At 67.9% G+C, this 19,223-nt stretch carries 16 protein-coding genes; 8 read left to right on the top strand and 8 right to left on the bottom strand.

Annotation, left to right across the window (positions count from 1 at the left end):
* The first annotated feature begins 44 nt into the window (after positions 1-44).
* Positions 45-815 (top strand): HesA/MoeB/ThiF family protein, encoded by a 771-nt coding sequence (locus AC3A84_RS17885; RefSeq protein WP_487971372.1) that lies wholly within the window; start codon positions 45-47, stop codon positions 813-815.
* A gap of 128 nt (positions 816-943) precedes the next feature.
* Positions 944-1,345: a response regulator gene (locus AC3A84_RS17890; protein ID WP_487971373.1), complete on the top strand. Its 402-nt coding sequence runs from the start codon at positions 944-946 to the stop codon at positions 1,343-1,345.
* 162 nt (positions 1,346-1,507) lie between these two features.
* Here AC3A84_RS17890 and AC3A84_RS17895 read toward each other — a convergent pair whose 3' ends face one another.
* The gene (locus tag AC3A84_RS17895; protein ID WP_056662412.1) at positions 1,508-2,140 is read right to left on the bottom strand and encodes a response regulator; all 633 of its coding nucleotides are present in this window, start codon (positions 2,138-2,140) and stop codon (positions 1,508-1,510) included.
* Positions 2,141-2,301: 161 nt separating this feature from the next.
* On the opposite strand from AC3A84_RS17895, the gene AC3A84_RS17900 reads away from it, so the two are divergent.
* From AC3A84_RS17900 to AC3A84_RS17925, 6 genes are all read left to right on the top strand, one after another.
* Entirely contained in the window at positions 2,302-3,639 is a 1,338-nt protein-coding gene (locus tag AC3A84_RS17900) for a sensor histidine kinase (protein ID WP_487971374.1), read from the top strand.
* Positions 3,640-3,859: 220 nt separating this feature from the next.
* The gene (locus tag AC3A84_RS17905; RefSeq protein ID WP_487971375.1) at positions 3,860-4,024 is read left to right on the top strand and encodes a DUF1328 domain-containing protein; all 165 of its coding nucleotides are present in this window, start codon (positions 3,860-3,862) and stop codon (positions 4,022-4,024) included.
* A gap of 54 nt (positions 4,025-4,078) precedes the next feature.
* Entirely contained in the window at positions 4,079-4,480 is a 402-nt protein-coding gene (locus tag AC3A84_RS17910) for a hypothetical protein (RefSeq protein WP_487971376.1), read from the top strand.
* A 74-nt stretch (positions 4,481-4,554) separates the two neighbouring features.
* Complete coding sequence (locus tag AC3A84_RS17915; protein ID WP_487971377.1) at positions 4,555-5,124, top strand: ferritin-like domain-containing protein; 570 nt, start codon at positions 4,555-4,557, stop codon at positions 5,122-5,124.
* A 120-nt stretch (positions 5,125-5,244) separates the two neighbouring features.
* Positions 5,245-5,559 carry a BON domain-containing protein gene (locus tag AC3A84_RS17920; RefSeq protein ID WP_486160311.1) on the top strand — a complete coding sequence of 105 codons (315 nt, stop codon included), beginning with the start codon at positions 5,245-5,247 and terminating at the stop codon, positions 5,557-5,559.
* A 249-nt stretch (positions 5,560-5,808) separates the two neighbouring features.
* A complete protein-coding gene (locus tag AC3A84_RS17925; protein ID WP_487971378.1) occupies positions 5,809-7,095 on the top strand; it encodes a zinc-binding metallopeptidase family protein in 1,287 nt (428 codons plus the stop codon).
* Between the two features lie 107 nt (positions 7,096-7,202).
* Here the strand turns inward: AC3A84_RS17925 and AC3A84_RS17930 are convergent, their stop codons facing one another.
* The 7 genes from AC3A84_RS17930 to AC3A84_RS17960 all read right to left on the bottom strand — a co-directional run bounded on the left by AC3A84_RS17930 (position 7,203) and on the right by AC3A84_RS17960 (position 18,891).
* Positions 7,203-8,210 carry a transglutaminase family protein gene (locus AC3A84_RS17930; RefSeq protein ID WP_487971379.1) on the bottom strand — a complete coding sequence of 336 codons (1,008 nt, stop codon included), beginning with the start codon at positions 8,208-8,210 and terminating at the stop codon, positions 7,203-7,205.
* Between the two features lie 37 nt (positions 8,211-8,247).
* Entirely contained in the window at positions 8,248-10,941 is a 2,694-nt protein-coding gene (locus tag AC3A84_RS17935; protein ID WP_487971380.1) for a circularly permuted type 2 ATP-grasp protein, read from the bottom strand.
* A gap of 125 nt (positions 10,942-11,066) precedes the next feature.
* A complete protein-coding gene (locus tag AC3A84_RS17940) occupies positions 11,067-14,561 on the bottom strand; it encodes a transglutaminase family protein (RefSeq protein WP_487971381.1) in 3,495 nt (1,164 codons plus the stop codon).
* 111 nt (positions 14,562-14,672) lie between these two features.
* A complete protein-coding gene (gene coaD / locus AC3A84_RS17945; protein ID WP_092938464.1) occupies positions 14,673-15,167 on the bottom strand; it encodes a pantetheine-phosphate adenylyltransferase in 495 nt (164 codons plus the stop codon).
* 137 nt (positions 15,168-15,304) lie between these two features.
* The gene (rsmD, locus tag AC3A84_RS17950; protein ID WP_487971382.1) at positions 15,305-15,979 is read right to left on the bottom strand and encodes a 16S rRNA (guanine(966)-N(2))-methyltransferase RsmD; all 675 of its coding nucleotides are present in this window, start codon (positions 15,977-15,979) and stop codon (positions 15,305-15,307) included.
* On the bottom strand, positions 15,976-17,409 hold the full coding sequence (locus AC3A84_RS17955; RefSeq protein ID WP_487971383.1) for a M16 family metallopeptidase: 1,434 nt from the start codon (positions 17,407-17,409) through the stop codon (positions 15,976-15,978). Before AC3A84_RS17955 ends, rsmD begins: the two co-directional genes overlap by 4 nt.
* 18 nt (positions 17,410-17,427) lie before the next feature.
* A complete protein-coding gene (locus AC3A84_RS17960; protein ID WP_487971384.1) occupies positions 17,428-18,891 on the bottom strand; it encodes a M16 family metallopeptidase in 1,464 nt (487 codons plus the stop codon).
* Positions 18,892-19,223: the final 332 nt, after the last annotated feature.

Raw genomic sequence — 19,223 nt, forward strand, 5'->3', positions numbered from 1 at the left:
TCTTTTCAGCGCCGCCCCATCTCACCCATCGACACGCCTCCGCCATGACCGACGATCAGCTTCTGCGCTACTCCCGCCACATCATGCTCGACGAGATCGGCATCGAAGGCCAGGAGCGGCTGCTGGGCTCGCATGCGCTGATCATCGGCGCCGGCGGCCTGGGCTCGCCGGCGGCCCTGTTCCTGGCGTCAGCCGGCGTCGGCACGCTGACGCTGGTGGATGACGACACCGTGGACCTGACCAACCTTCAGCGCCAGATCGCCCACACCACCGACCGCATCGGCATGGCGAAGGTAGATTCCGCCGCCATCGCGCTGCGCGCCATCAACCCCGATGTGCGCGTGCGGGCCCTGCGCGAACGGGTCGATGCTCAGCGGCTCGGCATCCTGGTGCAGGAGGCTGATGTGGTACTGGATTGCAGCGACAACTATGCAACGCGCCAGGCGGTCAACGCTGCCTGCGTGGCGCACCGCACGCCCCTCGTGGCCGGCGCGGCGATCCGCCTGGATGGACAGGTCACGGTGGTCGATCCGCGCCGCCCGGATGCGCCCTGCTACGCCTGCCTTTTCTCACCGCACGCCCGATTCGAGGAGGTGCAATGCTCCACGATGGGCGTCCTCGCACCCATGGTCGGCATCGTGGGCAGCGTGCAGGCAGCCGAGGCGATCAAGCTCCTGGTTGGCGCCGGCACTTCGCTGGCCGGCAGCCTGCTGATGCTGGACGGCAGATCCATGGAATGGACGCGCATGCGCACGGCCAAAGATCCGGCGTGCCCGGTATGTGGCGCCGTTTCAGCCAACCACCTCGCTGCATGAGCTGAGGGAGTGACGGTAGGATTGTTCCTACCCCCTGACCGTGCCGCTACTGGCAAAATGAATTGTGTCCTGAGCTTACATTCAAGTCTTGGTCATATCATCTTTAGCGACCTGGACAGGAACCCCCAGTGAAATTGCGTACTTACATCGTTGAAGACAACGCCACTATTCGCGAGAATTTGATTGGTACGCTGGAAGAACTTGCCCAGGTCGAAGCCGTCGGCATCGCCGAGACTGAAGACGACGGCAAGGACTGGCTCACCGCACACCCTGCTCAGTGGGATCTGGCCATCGTGGATCTGTTTCTTCGACAAGGCAGCGGGCTAGGCGTGCTCGCAGCCTGCAGAAACCGCACTGCCGGCCAGAAAATGGTGGTCCTCAGCAATTACGCGACACCCGATGTGCGTATGCGCTGCGCGCAACTGGGCGTAGACGCGGTTTTCGATAAATCCAATGAAATTGATGCGCTGGTGGATTACTGCATCCAGCACAGCTCCAGCTCGGGCGACGCGCACATGGTCGCGGGCTGATTCAGATACATTTACTTGCACTGTCGAGAAAAACGACAGTGATGCAAATAAAAAATAAAGCCGGTATTTCTACCGGCTTTATTTTTGCGCGCCGCTGAATGCAAAGCCCAAAACGCACACCACCGGCCCCTCTCTGGCGCACCGATGGTGGAGCGACAGATATCAATCGATCAGCTTGTTCTTTAGAGCGTAATAGGTCAGATCGCTGTTGGAAGACAGGGCCATTTTTTCCATGAGCCGTGTGCGATACGTGCTGACTGTCTTGACGCTCAGCGACAGCGACTTGGCGATGTCGCCTGCGGTTTCGCCCTTCGCCAGCTTCAGGAACACCTGGAACTCGCGCTCGGAGAGCTGCTCATGCGGCGGGGCATCATCCTTGCGGTTGAGCTGCTGCGCCAGCAAGTCGGCCACGGCGGGCGTGAGGTAGCGCCGGCCCAGCGAGATCGTGCGGATGGCCTCTACGATCTCCTTGGGGTCGCATTCCTTGTTGAGGTAGCCGCTCGCACCCTGACGGATCAGGTTGATGGCGTAGTGCTCCTCGGGGTAGCCGCTCAGGATCAGAATGCCCATGTCGGGCGCCTTGGCACGCAACATGGCGAGGGCGTCCAAGCCGCTCTGGCCGGGCATGGAAAGATCCATCAGCAGCACGTCAATTTCTTCGGCGCGCACGAGGTCAATGGCTTCACGGCCATTGGACGCTTCGCCGACTACCCGAAGGTCGACATGCTCGGACAGAAATTGCCGCAGCCCGGAGCGGACAATCGCATGGTCATCAACAATCCCGATCTTGATCATTAAGCTTTCTTTCTGAAGGTCGCTCTTTACGCGGTATCGTTCGGCCGCTGGTAGCCGTCGGACGCAAAGCTTATCTGCGTTGTGCCATCCGACATGCGACGAGCTGCCTGCATTTGACATTATCCAGAAAACATCTGCTTGCCGTCCGGAGAAACCTATATATGCGCTGGCCCAATTTCCGCAAGATGGCCATCAGCCTGCCTCTGGCATTGCTGGCGGTGTCTGTGCTGGTGGGCATCAACGAGGTCGGCTACTCACGCTCGCGCGACGCCGTAAGCGCACTCTCTCGCACCTACGCCACCCGCGCGGCGATTGATCGCCTGATGCTCAACATGCTGGATGCGGAAACAGGCTTGCGCGGCTACCTGCTCACCGGAGACGATCGCTACCTCGAGCCCTACCAGAAGGCGGTCACCACCATCAACGGCAATTTGGACGAGTTGCGCAACATCTTCATCAACTCGCCCGAAGAGTTGGGCAACCTGGCACTGATGTCGCGGCAGATCGCCCGCAAGATGTCGGAGATGGAGTTGAGCCTGGTGCTGCGGCGGCAAAACAACAATGACGCCTGGAAGTTCGTCCTGTCCACCGATGTCGGCAAGGAGAACATGGACGCCATACGCACCTTGGGGGCGCGACTCGTCGAGCACAGCACGGCACAGACGCAGCGCAGCACCGAAGCCATCCTGCACTCGCTACTGCTCTCGCGTATCGGCATCGCCACCTTCGCGGCCATCTGCCTGCTGGCTTTCTATATGTATCTGCACCAGGCGATCACCCTGCAGGCGGTCAGCCAGCGCGAGCAGGAAATCCTGGCGCGTGAACGAGACCGGCTTGAACAACTGGTGCGCGAGCGCACTGCTTCACTGACCGAGCTGGCCAATCACTTGCAGCAGGTGCGCGAGGATGAGCGGGGCCACCTGGCGCGCGAACTGCACGACGAGCTGGGCGCTCTGCTCACCGCCGCCAAGCTGGACGTCGCGCGGCTGAAGCCGCGGGTGGACGTTCAGGTACCCGAAATCGCCGAGCGCCTGCGCCACCTGACCGAAACGCTCAACAGCGGCATCGCCCTCAAGCGCCGCATCATCGAAGACCTGCGCCCCTCCTCGCTCTTCAACCTGGGCTTGACCACGTCGCTGGAAATCCTGACCCGGGAATTCGCCGAGCGAAGCGGCATCGTGGTGGACGTGAACCTCGAAACGGTGGACCTGCCCGAGCAAGTGCAGCTGACCGTCTATCGCATGGTTCAGGAATCCCTGACCAACATCGGAAAGTACGCCGGCGCGGCCAAAGCACTGGTCGCGGTGCACAACTATCCCACCCATGTCTCGGTGCAAATCAGGGATGACGGTACGGGTTTCGACACAACGGCCATCAACGTCAGCTCGCACGGCCTGATGGGCATGCGCCACCGTGTCGAGGCGGCCGGAGGCCGGCTGACGATCACCTCGCAGCCTGGAGAAGGCACTCTGGTGTCGGCCGTTCTGCCCTACGCCTGATTACGCTGTCGGCCCGTGGCGGGCCGCGAGCGCAGGTAGAGGGCAGGAGCGACATAACCGGCTCACTCCCAGGGCGGGGGCGCAGTCCTACATCCCAGCGCGCAGGCCACCGGCATCTCGTCCGATGCCTCCTGAATACATTGAACACATGCACCCAAGCCCTTCGGTGCTCTAGTTCAATCACCGGCGCCTAAGGCACCCCGGTCTTCAGGAGATGGTTATGTTGCACTACGCAGTCGTTTTTCTGGTCATTGCCCTGGTGGCCGCGCTCTTTGGCTTTGGCGGCATCGCCGCTGGCGCCGTCGGCATCGCGAAGATCCTCTTCTTTGTGTTCGTGATCATGGCCATCGTGACCTTCGTGATGGGCCTGATGAATCGCCGCTGAGTCGGCCAGTGTGTCTGGCACTGCTCTCGAACATCTACCAACGAAAGGTTTCCCATGAATTTCCAATCTGCCACCCAAAAAGCCGCCGATACCGCGCACTCCGTTGCAGATGGCGTGCTGGACTCCGCCAAGGATGCCGTGCAAGCCACCCGCCGCGCAGCGAACACATCGCTGGACAAGGCAGAGGCGGGCGTTGACGGGCTCAAGACGACCGTGAATCCCACGATCGACGATCTGGCCGCCCGCGCCCAGGAACTGGCCAACCGCAGCATCACCTACTGCGCCGACGCCAGCGAACGCGCACGCCGCCAATTCAACCAGGCCGCCGAAGCCACCACGCGCTACGTGAGCGACCAGCCCGGCAAGTCGGTGTTGATCGCGGCCGCTGCCGGAGCCGCCTTTGCCACCCTGCTGTTCCTGACACGGGGCGACAGCCGCCGCCGCGGCGACTACTGAATGGTTGCAGGCAGCAGCGCAGCCATCCAGTCACGCCACCGCCACGCTTTCTCCACGATTCCAACGAGTGCCCCATGAAAAACACGACGAAGATGAAGAGCTCGGCTGATAGGGATGCCGACAGCCAACTGGTGCTGGACGAAGCCGCATTGCACCAAGCCGCCACGGCGGATTTGGACGAGGGTGCTGTGACGCCGGCCTACGGTCCCCACCGGGATGCGATCGTCAAGCTGCTGAACGATGCACTGGCGACCGAACTGGTGTGTGTGCTGCGCTACAAGCGCCACTATTTCACGGCCGACGGCCTGGAGTCCCCTGCTATCGCAGCCGAGTTCCTGGTGCATGCAAACGAGGAATCGGCACACGCCGACCTCATCGCCCAGCGCATCGTGCAACTGGGTGGCGAGCCTGACTTCGCCCCCGACCGCCTGCTCCAGCGCAGCCATGCCCAGTACGACGAGTCGTCCGACCTCAAGGCCATGGTGCGTGCCAATCTGGTGGCCGAACGCATTGCCGTCGAGGCCTACCGCCAGATGATCTCGCTCATCGGTGACAAGGACCCGACTACCCGCCGCATGCTGGAAGGCATCCTGGCGGACGAAGAAGAACATGCCGACGAATTGAAGGACTGGCTGCACCGCTGACCAGCGGCTGCGCCAACCGCACCCACAGTCCATCGACCACGGAGGGTGCAATAGGTCGATGAGCTGAAGCTTCCCAGCACCCGTGTTATGACCAACGATAGATCAGAAAAGGAAACAATCATGAAATACGCACGTGCACTCGCTTTCGCAGCACTGGCTGGCGCCACCATCATCTCCGCTGGCTGCTCCGTGGCCCGCGACCAGCAAACGGTGGGCTCGTACATGGACGACGCGGGCATCACCACCGCTGTGAAGGCCAAGATGGCCGAAGACAAGACCGTTTCCGCCACGGCCATCAGCGTCGAGACGCTGAACGGCACGGTGCAACTGTCGGGCTTCGCCAAGTCGCAAGCCGAAAAGAACCAGGCAGAAGCCATCGCCCGCAACACCAAGCATGTGCGTGACGTGCGCAACAGCATCGTCGTTCGCCCCTAAGGTGCTTTAGAGCGGAGACGCTCGTAGCTGCTCAGCCCGCTTGCGCCGGGGGAGCCACAGGCAGGCTCACCGCCTGACTGGAACTGGCCATGTGCTGAGCGGCTTGCAAAGGCCACGGTGTTTCCTCTTGGAAACCCGTGGCCTTTTTCCATGGCACAAGCCCGCCTCCGCTCTCATGGCCTCCCACCGCCTCGCTCCTGACTCCTCGAGCGCACAGCCCATTCCCCAAAACCCTCAGGCCCTTCCATCATGCGACTCTTCCATTGCACTCATTGCGGCTCCCTGGTGTTCTTCGACAGCACGGAATGTCTGGGTTGCGGGTCCACTCTCGCCTTCGACCCGCAACGGCTGGACATGGTGGCCCTGCAGCCTGTCGCAGCTGTGCCGGGAACGTGGGAACTGTTGGGCAGTTCGCCCTCATCGACGGATTCCGCCACCGACCTGGGGAACGAGTCAGGCAACGCGGTAGCCGAGCCCCCCTCCCCCGCCGAGGCCCCGCCGCACTATGTGCTGTGCGCCAACCGTGAGGCGCATAACGCCTGCAACTTCGCGATCCCCCAGGAGGCGGGCAGCGACGGTAGGGAGGAAGCCGAGACACCGCATCTGTGCGTGTCGTGCCAGCAGACACGCGTTCTGCCCGACCTGTCGGACACGAACAACGTGCGCCGATGGACCGCCATCGAGAACGCCAAGCGGCGCCTCTACTACACCCTGGCGCAGATGGGCATCGCCCATGTGGAGGGTGAGAGCGGGCCGGTCTATGAATTCAAGGCGGATACGCCGGAAGCCAAGGTGCTCACGGGCCATGCCGACGGGGTGATCACGCTGAACGTGGCGGAAGCGGACGACGACGAGCGTGCCCGCCGCCGGCTCGACCTGGGCGAGCCCTACCGCACCCTGCTCGGCCATCTGCGCCACGAATCCGGCCACTACTACTGGGACGTGCTGGTGCTGCGCGGCGGCCACGCAGATGCTTTCCGCGCCGTGTTCGGGGACGAACGCGCGGACTACGGAGAGGCGCTCAAGGCCCACTACGCCAGCGTGCCGCACACCGGCTGGCAGGATGACTTCGTGAGCGACTACGCCACCTCGCACCCCTGGGAAGACTGGGCGGAGACCTGGGCGCACTATCTGCACATGGTGGACCTGCTCGAAACCGCGCAGAGCTACCGCACCGAGGTTTCCATCCCCAATCCGCACAGCGAGCCGCGCTATGCGATGGTGAACCCCTTCGGCCCGCCCGCGCCCGATTTCGACGCGATGCTGACCGCCTGGGTACCGCTCACGCTGCTACTCAACAGCCTGAACCGAAGCCTCGGCCAGTTGGACGCCTACCCATTCGCGCTGGGTACCGGAGTGAGGGAAAAGCTGCGCTTCGTGCATGCGCTGGTGCATGGCCAGTTGACGCCCGCGGCCGTGGAGCAGTCGGTGAACGACATGGCGAACGCGCCGTCTGCAGCGCCCGCCGCGGCCCCGGTGGATGGCTCCGGCATGGCGCCCCCGCCAGTGCAGACGGCCGAAACAGCGCCGGCCTGAGTCGAGCCTGCGGGGCGGGATGAGGCACCCCATCCCGCTCCAGCGAATCGCTCATCAAAAAACATAGCAGCATGCGCAGGTGCAATGCGCGCTGCGGCCCGATTTGCCTACAGGCCTTGATCAGGCCGAGGTGACTCCACCAGCACCTCGTCGGCCGGAGCTACCGTCACAGCGACGCGCAGGATGTGCCGGGCGCCGCCATGGATCACGCCGCGCAGCGGCGACACGTCGGCATAGTCGCGCCCCACAGCCAGGGTGACGTAGTCCTCTCCCGGAGCGCGGTCGTTGGTCGGGTCCAGGTCGTGCCAGATGCCGCCGGCCTGCGCACCGTCGCCATCGCCGGGCACCCACACCGCCACCCACGCATGCGAGGCATCGCTGCCCACGAGACGCGGCTGGCCTGGGGGCGGCTGGGTCAGCAGGTAGCCGCTGACGTAGCGCGCCGCCAGCCCCAGCCCGCGCAGGCAGGCGATCATGATGTGGGCGAAGTCCTGGCAGACGCCCCGGCGCATGGAAAGAGCCTCCAGAGCCGGTGTGCCGACATCGGTCTCGGCCGGGGCGTAAGTGAAATCGGCATGGATGCGCGACATCAGTTCCCACGCGGCTTCCAGCAGCGGACGGCCCGGCGCGAAGCTGGGCTCGGCATAGGCCACGAAGTCGGCGTGGCGGGGGATATGCGGCGAGGCGAAGGCGAACTCGGCGGCCGGCTCATAGGCGGCGCCCCGGCGGTAGCGCAGCAGGTCACGCACCTCTTCCCAGGCCGGGCTGGGCGGCAGGACGAGAGCGAGATCGTCAGCGTCCACGCCCTCCTCCAGCTCCAGCGGCTTGCCGGCATCTTCGCGTTCGGCGGCGGCGAAAGGCGTGCTCGTCTCGACCAGGCTTTCGGCACGCACCCGCAGCGATTCATGCGCGAAAGGCAGGCTGAAGAAGGCGCGCGTGTTGCCGAAGACGTCGGTGCGCTCCAGGCACTGGGCGGGCGGCGGCTCGATGCGCAAATGGTGCTCCAGCAGCCGCTGGCCCGGCACGTCGAGCGGCCGCAGATGCGCCATGTGCTGGGCATTGCTGACCGACGGGGCATATTCGTACACCGTTTCGTGGATGACGCGCAGCAGCATCGGGCAGGTCTTTCCGGGTGACAGGGTGGACGATCGATCAGGTGCCCAGGCTCTGGCGCTGCTCGCCCGAGTGGGTGAAATAGCGTGCGCCCAGCTGGTCGGACAGGCGCCACGATTCGCTCGTGCAGCGCGCCAGCGTCTCGGCGAGCGCGGGATAGCGGCCCGCCTCGTCCTGCGCGCAGAGCTCTTCCAGAGGCAGCTCAGCGGGGTCGAACAGCGTCAGCTCCGATTCGCCATCGGCCAGCCCCGGGCCGGCATTGTGCTGCGCGCCGCGGTGCAATTTGCGCAATCGCCCGCGCAGGGTCTGCGCCACCCAGGCGAGCGAGCGAGGGTTGTCCTGGTCCAGCACCAGCAGATCCACCAGGGCGGCCACATCGTGGCGCAACTGGTATTGCGCGCGGAAGGTGATGGTGCTGTCGAACAGGGCGACGATGGCCTCGAAGCCGCCCTCGTCGGCCACGGCGGCGGTGTCTAAGCCGCGCGCAAGCGCATCGGAGAGGAAGCCCAGGCGCTCCAGATTGCGTCCGATGGAGAGGAGCCGCCAGCCGTCGTCGCGCATCATGCGGTCGGTCTGCGCGCCGGTCATGGCGGCCATGTGGCCGCTGAGCACCTCCAGCACGCGCAGCGATTCAGGCGCGGAGTAGTCGCCCTCGTGCGCACCCGTGGGACATTGCTGGAAGAAATCGACCTCGGCGCGCACGATCAGGTTCCACTGTTCCTGCGAGAGCCGGTCGCGGACGGCCGCCGCCGCACTCCGGATGCCGCGCAGGTTGTAGCCCACGCTCGTGGCGCGCGCAGTGTCGGCCAGGCCGGCGATCAGCGCGCGCTCGAACACGCGCCGGCCACGGGGAGCACCGGGCACCTGCGGCAGCATCAGGCCCTGGCGCTGCGCCAGCGAGCTGATCCAGGCCAGCAGGGGCTGGGAGGACTGGTCTTCGCCGTTCAGGCTCTGCAGCGCCAGCCGGGCCAGGCGGATGGTGTTCTCGGCCCGCTCGGTGTAGCGGCCCAGCCAGAACAGATTCTCGGCCGAGCGGCTGGTGACCTGGCGGCTGCGGTGGGTCACCGCCGGCGCCGCCTGTGCGGAGGGCAGCAGCGTGGTGGTATCCACCGCGCCGGAGGTCAGCGCCCACACGTCGGCACTGCTGCCGCCGCGCTGCATGGAGGTCATCTCGTGCGTGCCGGTGGCGATGCGCGCCAGCCCGCCCGGCAGCACGCGCCAGGCGCCCGGCCCGTCGGACACGGCGAAGACGCGCAGCATGACGGAGCGCGGCGCGATGTTGCGCCCACCCGTGGCATTGCGCCAGGTGGGCATCTGCGAGAGCGGCTGGTAGGCCTGCACGGTGTAGGCATCGCCTTCGCGCTGGATGCGCTCGCGCCAGACGGCGAGCTCCGCGGGCGTGAGGCTGTGGCAGAGCACGGGCATGGCGGCTTCGCCGGCCGCCGCCGCGCCGGGCCACGTGGGGCGGATCACGCTCTGCGCCAGCTCCGGCAGCACCGCCTGCCGGGCCGCGTCCTCGCCGCACCACCAGGTCGGCAGCGACGGCAGGGCCAGCTCCTCGCCCAGCAGGTGACGCGAGAGCGCCGGCAGAAAGCCCAGCAACGCGGTCGATTCAAGAAAAGCCGAGCCCGGCGCGTTCGCCACCAGCACGTTGCCGGCGCGGATGGCCTGCAGCAGCCCGGGCACGCCCAGGCGCGAGTCGCTGCGCAGCTCCAGCGGGTCGAGGAATTCGTCATCCAGCCGCTTGAGGATGCCATGGACCGGCTGCAGGCCGTGCAGGGTCTTCAGATAGAGATGCTCGCCGCGCACGGTGAGGTCGCTGCCCTCCACCAGCGTGAGGCCCAGGTAGCGCGCCAGGTAGGCATGCTCGAAATAGGTTTCGTTGTAGGGCCCGGGCGTGAGCAGCACGATGCGCGCATCGGCACCGGCCGTGGTGCGCTGGCGCAGGCTGTCGAGCAGCGCGCGGTAAGTGGCGGCCAGGTGCTGCACCGGCATCTGGCCGAAGGCATCGGGAAAGAGACGCGAAACGAGCAGCCGATTTTCGAGCAGATAGCCCAGGCCGGAGGGCGCCTGGGTGCGCTGCGACACCACCCACCAGTCGCCCTGCGCATCGCGCGCCATGTCGAACGCCGCGATGTGCAGGTGCGTTCCCCCCACCGGCGCCACGCCATGCATGGGCCGCAGATAGCCGGGGTGGCCCTGCACCAGCGCGCTGGGCAGCAGCCCCTCGGCCAGCAGCTGCTGCGGGCCATAGACGTCGGCCATGATGCGTTCGAGCAGCTGCGTGCGCTGCAGCACGCCGGCTTCGATGCGGCTCCAGCAATGCGGCGTGAGGATCAGCGGGAAGAGGTCCACGGCCCAGGGGCGCTGCGGCCCATGGGCGTCGGCATAGACGTTGTAGGTGATGCCGTTGTCGCGCACCTGGCGGCGCAGGCTGAGCGTGCGGCGGTCCAGATCGGCAAAGCCGTCCTGGCCCAGATGGCCGAAGAATTCGGCCCATTCCGACGTGAGGGGCGCGGCGGCTGCAGCACGCGCAGCCGCCGCGGGGCCGGCGGACGCTGCCGTGCCCGATGCAGCCGCGGCGGCATCGGCCGCGTCTTCGGCCACCGGCACACCCATGCCGCGCAGCTCGTCGTAGTGGCCGGGCAGCGCGGGCGGCGCAAGCGCCGCCGCAAGATCGGCCGGGGTTTCCGGCGACTCGGGCGTGAAAAGGGATTCGTTGGGGTGTTCCACAGCCCCGGGATTGTCGGGTAAATCCGATCCTGCGGTCGTGGGCACCCCGCCGCCGCCGTTCGGCGCCTCCACAGCGACATCGGCCCGCGCCTCGTCCGGTGGCGCGGGCCGCCCTGCGTCCTCGCTCAAGGTCGCATGGCGCGGCGCAGGTCGAGCGTGAACGGAAACTCGCGGCTGCCGGGCAGTTCGATGGTGGCGGGTGGTACGGCCATGGGGCCGGGCGTGTGGCCCATGCGGAAGAAGCGCGACAGGCGGCGGCTTTCAGCCTCGTACGCGTTCACCGGGAAGGTGACGTAGTTGCGCCCGCCCGGATGCGCCACGTGGTACTGGCAGCCGCCCAGCGAGCGCTGCGACCAGGTGTCCACGATGTCGAAGGTGAGCGGCGCATGCACGCCGATGGTCGGGTGCAGCGCGCTGGGCGGGTTCCAGGCCTTGTAGCGCACGCCGGCCACGTATTCGCCCGCCGTGCCGGTGGGCTGCAGCGGCAGCGGCTGGCCGTTGACGGTGACGACGTAGCGGCTCTCGTTGAAGCCGGTGACCGAGATCTCGATGCGTTCGAGCGAGGAATCGACGTAGCGCATGGTGCCGCCGATGACGCCCTCTTCGCCCATCACGTGCCAGGGTTCGAGCGCGTTGCGCAGGGTGAGCTCGATGCCGCGCGACTGCACCTGGCCGACCAGCGGGAAGCGGAATTCGAAGTGCGGCGCGAACCAGGCGTCGTCGAAGGCATAGCCTGCCTCGCGCATGTCGGCCAGCACATCGTGCAGGTCCTGGCGCACGAAGGTAGGCAGCAGCCAGCGATCGTGCAGCTCGGTGCCCCAGCGGGCCGCGGGCGCCTTGTAGGGCGCCTTCCAGAAGCGGGCGATGAGCGCGCGCAGCAGCAGCTGCTGCACCACGCTCATGCGCGCATGGGGCGGCATCTCGAAGGCGCGCAGCTCCAGCAGGCCCAGGCGGCCGGTGCTGCTGTCGGGCGAATACATCTTGTCGATGCAGAACTCGCTGCGATGGGTGTTGCCCGTCACGTCGATCAGGATGTTGCGCAGCGTGCGGTCCACCAGCCAGGGCGGCATGTCCTGGCCATAGACGGCTCGGTTCTTCTCGATCTCGCGCAGGGCGATCTCCAGCTCGTAGAGCTGGTCGTTGCGGGCTTCGTCCACGCGCGGCGCCTGGCTGGTCGGGCCGATGAACATGCCGCTGAAGAGGTAGCTCAGGGACGGGTGGTTGTGCCAGTAGAGGATCAGGCTGGCCAGCAGCTCGGGCTTGCGCAAAAAGGGCGAATCGGCCGGCGTGGCGCCGCCCATCACGAAGTGGTTGCCGCCGCCGGTGCCGGTGTGGCGGCCGTCGGTCATGAACTTCTCGGCCGACAGGCGCGTCTCGAAGGCGGCCTGGTAGAGGAATTCGGTGTGCTGCACCAGCTCGCCCCAGTGGTGGGCGGGGTGGATGTTGACCTCGATCACGCCGGGATCGGGCGTGACCTGCAGCAGCTTCAGTCGCGGGTCGCGCGGCGGCGGATAGCCTTCGAGCACGATCTGCACGCCGAGCTCTTCGGCCGTGGCTTCGACTGCGGCGAGCAGGTCGAGGTAGTCCTCCAGGCGCGCCAGCGGCGGCATGAAGACGTAGAGCACGCTGCTGGCCTCGCCCACCGTCTCGGCCTTGGGGCCGTTGGCGCGGCGCGGGTCGCGCGCTTCCACGCAGAGGGCGGTGCGGGTGTGGCCCTGGGCGGATTCGAAGCGGGCCGGCGCCTTCACGAAGTCGGCGGGCTCCTGCTGGACATCGCCCTGGCCGTCGGCCGCGGTGGACGCATAGGTGCTGCCATCGGCGCGCATCTGCATCACGCGTCGGGCTTCGCGCGGGGCGTTCACGGCGGTCTGCGGCGCGGGAGCGCCGGGCGCATAGCGGGCACGCAGCACGTGGGCGGCCGGCAGATTCTGGGCGGCGACGGAGGGATCGGCCGGCACCAGATAGGGGTAGTCGCCCTCGCTCACCCAGGGCAGGGAATCGAGCGGCAGGCGGTAGCCCATGGGCGAGTCGCCCGGGATGAGGTACATGCGTTCGTCGCGGAAGAACCAGGGACCGGTCTTCCAGGCCGTGCCGGAGAGTTGCGGCACGCCTTCGGCCGGCTCCAGCGGCAGCACGTAGCCGACCACGCTGTCGAGCTTCTGCGCGAAGACGCGGCGCAGGCGGGCGCGTTCGAGCTCGTCGTCGAGCCGGGCGTCGAAGGGATCGACGTTGACCGGCAGGCGGCGTTCGCGCCAGAGGTAGTACCAGGTGTCCTCATAGCCCGGCTGGATGTGCCGGCCGGTCAGGCCCAGCTTGCCGGTGAGGTGGTGGATGAAGCGGCGCGCGTCTTCGCTGGTGTAGCGCTGGGGCGTGCGCTCGTCGGCAAAGAGCGCCGGGTTGTTCCAGGCGGGCTGGCCGTCGGCGCGCCAGCAGATCGAAAGGGCCCAGCGCGGCAGCTGCTCGCCCGGGTACCACTTGCCCTGGCCGAAGTGCAGGAAGCCGCCGTGGCCGTATTCGGCGCGCAGCTTGTGGACCAGTTCGGTGGCATAGCCGCGCTTGGTGGGGCCGAGGGCGTCGGTGTTCCATTCCGGCGCGTCGCGGTCGGCCACGGCGACGAAGGTGGGCTCTCCGCCCATGGTCAGGCGCACGTCGCCGGCCACGAGTTCGGCGTCCACCGCCTCGCCCAGGGCCAGCACGTCCTGCCACTGCTCTTCGGAGTAGGGCTTGGTGACGCGCGGCGATTCGTGGATGCGCGTGACGCGCATGTCGTGGCGGAATTCGACCTCGGCCTCGTCCACCAGCCCTTCGATGGGAGCGGCGCTGGAGGGCTGCGGCGTGCAGGCCAGCGGGATGTGGCCTTCGCCGGCCATCAGGCCGCTGGTGGCGTCCAGGCCGATCCAGCCGGCGCCGGGCAGATAGACCTCGCACCAGGCGTGCAGGTCGGTGAAGTCATGGTCGGTGCCGCTGGGGCCGTCGAGCGACTTGACGTCCGGGGTGAGCTGGATCAGGTAGCCCGACACGAAGCGCGCCGCCAGGCCCACGTGGCGCAGCATCTGCACCAGCAGCCAGGCGGAATCGCGGCAGGAGCCGCTGGCCTTTTCCAGCGTTTCCTCGGGCGTCTGCACGCCGGGCTCCAGGCGGATGAGGTATTGGATGTCGCTGGCCACCTGCTGGTTGATGGCGACCAGGAAGTCGATGGTGCGACGCTCGGTGAGGTCGATCTTGTCCAGGTAGCTCTGCAGCAGCGGCGTGACCGGATCGGTGACCAGATAGGGGGCGAGTTCCTGCGCCTGGGATTCGCTGTAGCGGAATGGGAAGTTCTCGGCGTGCGGCTCCAGGAAGAAGTCGAACGGGTTGTAGACCGACATCTCTACCACCAGGTCCACCGTGACCTTGAATTCGGTGGTCTTCTCGGGGAACACCAGCCGCGCCTGGTAGTTGGCGAACGGGTCCTGCTGCCAGTTGATGAAATGGTTGGCGGGCTCCACTTTCAGCGAATACGAGACCACGTGGCTGCGGCAATGCGGCGCCGGGCGCAATCGCACGATCTGCGGACCCAGGCCGATCGGCCGGTCATAGGCGTAGTGGGTGACGTGGTGGAGTGCGGCGTGGATGGACATATGAGGCCATCCTAGCAAGTCCCGAGCCCATTGAGATGACGGGCACCTGCCCTGCAGAGATTTCCCCTGAAGCCGGGCCTTCTTTTCTCAGGCCCCTTGGCGCGGGGGGGCTCAATCGGCGCGGCCGACCTTGGCCTTGAGCCGCGCGAGCACCGGCGGCGAGACGAACTTGTCCACCTCGCCGCCCAGCGAGGCGATCTCGCGCACGAAGGTGCTGCTGATGAACTGGAAGCGGTCGCTGGGCGTGAGGAACACGGTCTCGACCTCGGGCATGAGGCTGCGGTTCATGCCGGCGAGCTGGAATTCGTAGTCGAAGTCGGTCACCGCGCGCAGGCCGCGCACCATCGCCTTGCCGCCGCGCTCGACGACGAAGTCGCGCAAGAGACCCGAAAAGCTCTCCACCTGCACCTGCGGATAGGCGGCGACGGCCTCGCGCACCATGGCGATGCGTTCGTCCAGGCTGAACAGGGTCTTCTTGTGGTGCCCCGCCGCCACGGCGACGATCACGCGGCCGAAGAGCTGCGTGGCGCGGCGCACCACGTCTTCGTGGCCCAGGGTGATGGGGTCGAAGGTTCCGGGATAGACGGCGAGGACGTTCTGGGCCATGGCGGTGGGGTGTGGGGCTGATGGGTGGGCGGATTATGCAGTGCCGCCCACCCGGCCCGCAGGCCATGATATTTCAAGCAAAAACCGGCCGCAGCGCTTGATCCATCGGGGCTATTAGCTATTTATTTAATAGCAGATCAATCGACAGCTGCGGCCGAGGTTCCGCCAGGCACCGCCCGCAGCAGATGCGCGTGGACGGCGCCGGCCTTCAGATGGCGGTGCAGCTCCAGCCCCAGTGGCGCGATCGCCTCGGCCGCGCAGGCGGCGGGCGCCTCCAGGTAGATGAAGCCGTCGGGAGCCAGGGCGCGGGCGGCGGCGGCCAGCGCCGGGGCGAACAGCTCGCCGGCGAAGGGCGGGTCGATCAGCACCAGATGCTGGCTGCCGGGCGCGAGCGCGCGCAGGGCCGCCACGCCGTCGCCGCGCTGCACGCGCACGGCCTGGGCGCCCAGGCGCTCGCGCAGGGTTTCGAGCTGCGCGGCCAGGCCGGGGTCCTGCTCGACCAGCACGACCTGGGCGGCGCCGCGCGAGGCGGCTTCCAACCCCAGCGCGCCAGTGCCGGCGAAGGCGTCGATGCACCGCCAGCCGGTCAGGTCCTGGCCCAGCCAGTTGAAGAGCGTCTCGCGCACGCGGTCGGGCGTGGGGCGCAGGCCGGGGCGATCGGCCACGGGCAGGCGGGTGCGCTTCCAGAGGCCGCCGATGATGCGGATCTCGCCCGCACCGCCGCCGGCTCGGGCAGCGGGGGATTTGCGGGCGGCGGGGGCTGCGGCGGCCTTGGCCGGCTGGGCGGCGGCGTTGCGGCGCGGGGCGTTCAAGGGCGGGCTCCCGGCGCGGAAGCGGCCCGCGCGGGCGCAGGAGCCGCCGCGGCCTGCGCGGCAGGGGCGGCCGCGCCGCCCACCACCACGGTCACCATGCGGTCCGGCTGCAGCTTGCGCTGGAAGGCGGCGCGGATGTCGGCCACCGTGAGCGCGGCCACGCGGTCGGTCCAGTGCTCCAGGTAGTCGAGCGGCAGATCGTTGGTGGCGATGTTGACCACGTTGCCCAGCAGCTTGCGGTTGCTGTCGATGCGCAGCGCGAAGCCGCCGATCAGGTTGTCCTTGGCGGCGCGCAGTTCGGCCTCGGTCGGGCCCTGTTCGACGAAACGCTTGAGCACTTCCTGCGACACCTGCACCGCCTGCGCCGCCTGGTCGGGCCGGGTCTGCAGGCCGATGACGAAGGCGCCCGCGTTGAGGCCGGGCGAAAAGCCGCTGCCCACGCTGTAGCTTAAGCCCCGCTTCTCGCGCACCTCGTTGGTCAGCCGCGAGGTGAAGCCGCCGCCGCCCAGGATGTGGTTGCCCACCAGCAGGGCGAGGAAGTCCGGGTCCTTGCGCACGATGCCGGGCTGGCCGATCAGCACATGGGCCTGGGCCGAGGCGAAGGGAATGTTCTGGTCCACCGCCTTGGCGAGCGGCTGCACCGCCGGCACGGGCGGCAGCGCGGCGCAGCCCTGGCCCTGCGGCGGCTGGGGCAGCTGCGACAGCAGCGTCTGCACCAGGGCCTGCGCCTGCGCGCGGCTCACGGCGCCGACGATGGCCACGCGGGCGCGACAGGCCTGCAGGTAGCGCTGGTGGAAGGCCTGCAGATCGGCCACGCTGATGCGCGCCAGCGTCTCGGCCGTGGCGCGCTGGCCGTAGGCATGGCTGCCGAACACGTCGGCGGCGAAGGTCTGCGCGGCGATGGTGCCGGGGCGGGTTTCGGCTTCCTTGATGGCCGCGTCCCAGCGCGTGCGCTCGCGCTGCCAGATGTCGGCGGGGTAGCTCGGGTGCCCCATCTGCCGCGCGGCCAGGCGCACGGCACGGTCCACCAGCGCGGGATCGGTCAGCGAGCGCAGCGAATAGCTGAATGCGTCGCGGTCGGCGCTGGCATCGAAGCCGGCGCCCAGATCGGCCCAGGCTTCGCCCAGCGCGTTCTCGTCCAGCGCGGGCGCGCCGTCAGGCCCTGCCGCCACGCCGCGCGAGGCCATGAGGGCCGCCGCTTGGGCCAGGCCCGCCTGCGCGGCCGGGTCGCGCCGGCTGCCGGCGTCGAAATTGACCTGCACATCGACCATGGGGATGCCGGGGCTTTCGACCAGCCACACGCCGGCGCCGCTCGGCTCCGTCCAGTGCTGGATGGGCAGGATCGCCCAGGCGGAATGGGCGTAGAAGACGGCGCCCGCGCTGACGAACAGTGCGCGAGCCGCTATCTTTTTGAGAGTATTGGAGAACATGGGCAGAGCGATCGGGGGTCAGTGCAGACGGCCAGCGGCATCGGCAGGCAGGGCCGGCGCGCGCTGGGCGGCCGGGTCGATGGGCTGGGGCACCAGGGTGCCGACGGTGAGCAGGTCGTCACCGAAGTAGCGCGCCGCCACCGACTGCACCTCGGCCGGGGTCACGCCGCGCAGCAGCTCCAGCAGGCGCATGTCCGCGTCCAGCGGCAGCCCCTGCACCCAGTTGCTGCCCAGGTCGCTGGCCTGGCTCTGCAGCGAATCGCGCTCGTAGATGGTGGAGGCCGCCCACTGCGTCTTCACGCGGTTCAGCTCGGCCTCGCTCACGCCTTCGCGGGCGATGCGGGCGACCTCGGCGCGCAGGCCCGCTTCGACCTGCGCCGCCGTCTTGCCGGCCGAGGGCACGCCTGTCAGGAAGAACAGGCTGGGGCCACGGCCCACCACGGACGCGCCGCTGCCGGCCTGGTCGGCCACGCGGCCCTCTCCCTGGCGCAGGGCGCGCTCCAGGCGGGCGCCGTCGTAACCGCTGAGCACGCCCGACAGCGTCATCAGCGCCAGCGCGTCGCGGTCCTGCGCGGTCATGCCGTCGATGCGCTGGAGGCTGGGCACGCGGAAGGCCAGCGCCACGTAGGCCTGCTCGGCCGGCGCCTTGAAGCTGATGCGGCGGATGCCGCGCTGCTCGGGCTCGGGGCGCGGCTTGCGCACGGGCACGGCGCGGGCCGGAATGCGGCCGTAGGCCTGCTCGGCCAGGGCGCGCACGCGCTCCGGGTCCACGTCGCCCGCGACCACCACCACGGCGTTGGCCGGCACATACCACTGGCGGTGGAACGCGCGCACATCGTCCGGGGTCATGGAATCGAGGTCGCCCATCCAGCCGATCACCGGCCGGTGGTAGGGCGAGGCGACGAAGGTGGCGGCATTGAGCTGCTCCATCAGCGCGGCGCGCGGCTGGTCGTCGGTGCGCATGCGGCGCTCTTCCTTGATGACCTCGATCTCGCGCTTGAACTCGTCGTCCGGCCACTGGTTGTTGGCGAAGCGGTCGGACTCCAGCTTCATCACGTCGGCCAGGCGGCTGGCGGGAATCTGCTGGTAGTAGCCCGTGTAGTCGCGGCTGGTGAACGCGTTCTCCTGCCCGCCCAGCGCCGCCACGCGGCGGGAGAACTCGCCCGGCTTGACCACCCTGGAACCCTTGAACATCATGTGTTCGAGCGCGTGCGCCACGCCCGAGGTGCCATCGACCTCGTCGATGGAGCCCACGCGCACCCACACCATGTGGACGGCCGTGGGTGCCCGCCGGTCGGGCCGCACGATGAGGTGCATACCATTGCCGAGCGTGAATTCACGCACCACCGGGCCGGCGGCAGCCGATGGCTGCGGGGTGGAAGAGGCCGTGCTGGGGGGCACGGTGGAGGCAGGTGACGCCGCGGGCTGGGCCCCGGCATGCACGCAGGCCAGCAGGCCCAGGAGGGTGATAGCGCGTTTCATAGAATGGCTGCGATTCTAAGAACCCGCCAATGTTCAGTTTTTTCAAGAAAAAGCCCCCCACCCCTACCGAGGGCGTCGCCACGCCCGCGCCGCCCCCACCCACCGATGCGGCGCCTGCCGCACCCGCTGCCGATCCGGCACCGGAAACGGCCCTGTCCAAAGGCCTCGGCTGGCTGCGCAATCCCTTCGCTGCCAAGCCTTCGGCCAGCGACGCCGCGCCTTCAGCCGGCGAAGCCGCTGCGCCCGGAACGGGGCAGGCGCTGCCGCCTGCGCCTGCTGCGCCGGCCGTCGCGCCAGAACCCGTCGCTCCGGCTCCTGCGGCCGTAACGCCG

The sequence above is a fragment of the Paracidovorax sp. genome, assembly GCF_057642795.1.

Coding starts and splice junctions, on each gene's coding strand:
- AC3A84_RS17900 (WP_487971374.1), top strand. CDS start 2,302: ATGCGCTGGCCCAATTTCCGCAAGATGGCCATCAGCCTGCCTCTGGCA.
- AC3A84_RS17915 (WP_487971377.1), top strand. CDS start 4,555: ATGAAAAACACGACGAAGATGAAGAGCTCGGCTGATAGGGATGCCGAC.
- AC3A84_RS17895 (WP_056662412.1), bottom strand. CDS start 2,140: ATGATCAAGATCGGGATTGTTGATGACCATGCGATTGTCCGCTCCGGG.
- coaD (WP_092938464.1), bottom strand. CDS start 15,167: ATGGCCCAGAACGTCCTCGCCGTCTATCCCGGAACCTTCGACCCCATC.
- AC3A84_RS17925 (WP_487971378.1), top strand. CDS start 5,809: ATGCGACTCTTCCATTGCACTCATTGCGGCTCCCTGGTGTTCTTCGAC.
- AC3A84_RS17920 (WP_486160311.1), top strand. CDS start 5,245: ATGAAATACGCACGTGCACTCGCTTTCGCAGCACTGGCTGGCGCCACC.
- AC3A84_RS17955 (WP_487971383.1), bottom strand. CDS start 17,409: ATGTTCTCCAATACTCTCAAAAAGATAGCGGCTCGCGCACTGTTCGTC.
- AC3A84_RS17885 (WP_487971372.1), top strand. CDS start 45: ATGACCGACGATCAGCTTCTGCGCTACTCCCGCCACATCATGCTCGAC.
- AC3A84_RS17930 (WP_487971379.1), bottom strand. CDS start 8,210: ATGCTGCTGCGCGTCATCCACGAAACGGTGTACGAATATGCCCCGTCG.
- AC3A84_RS17960 (WP_487971384.1), bottom strand. CDS start 18,891: ATGAAACGCGCTATCACCCTCCTGGGCCTGCTGGCCTGCGTGCATGCC.
- AC3A84_RS17910 (WP_487971376.1), top strand. CDS start 4,079: ATGAATTTCCAATCTGCCACCCAAAAAGCCGCCGATACCGCGCACTCC.
- AC3A84_RS17905 (WP_487971375.1), top strand. CDS start 3,860: ATGTTGCACTACGCAGTCGTTTTTCTGGTCATTGCCCTGGTGGCCGCG.
- AC3A84_RS17940 (WP_487971381.1), bottom strand. CDS start 14,561: ATGTCCATCCACGCCGCACTCCACCACGTCACCCACTACGCCTATGAC.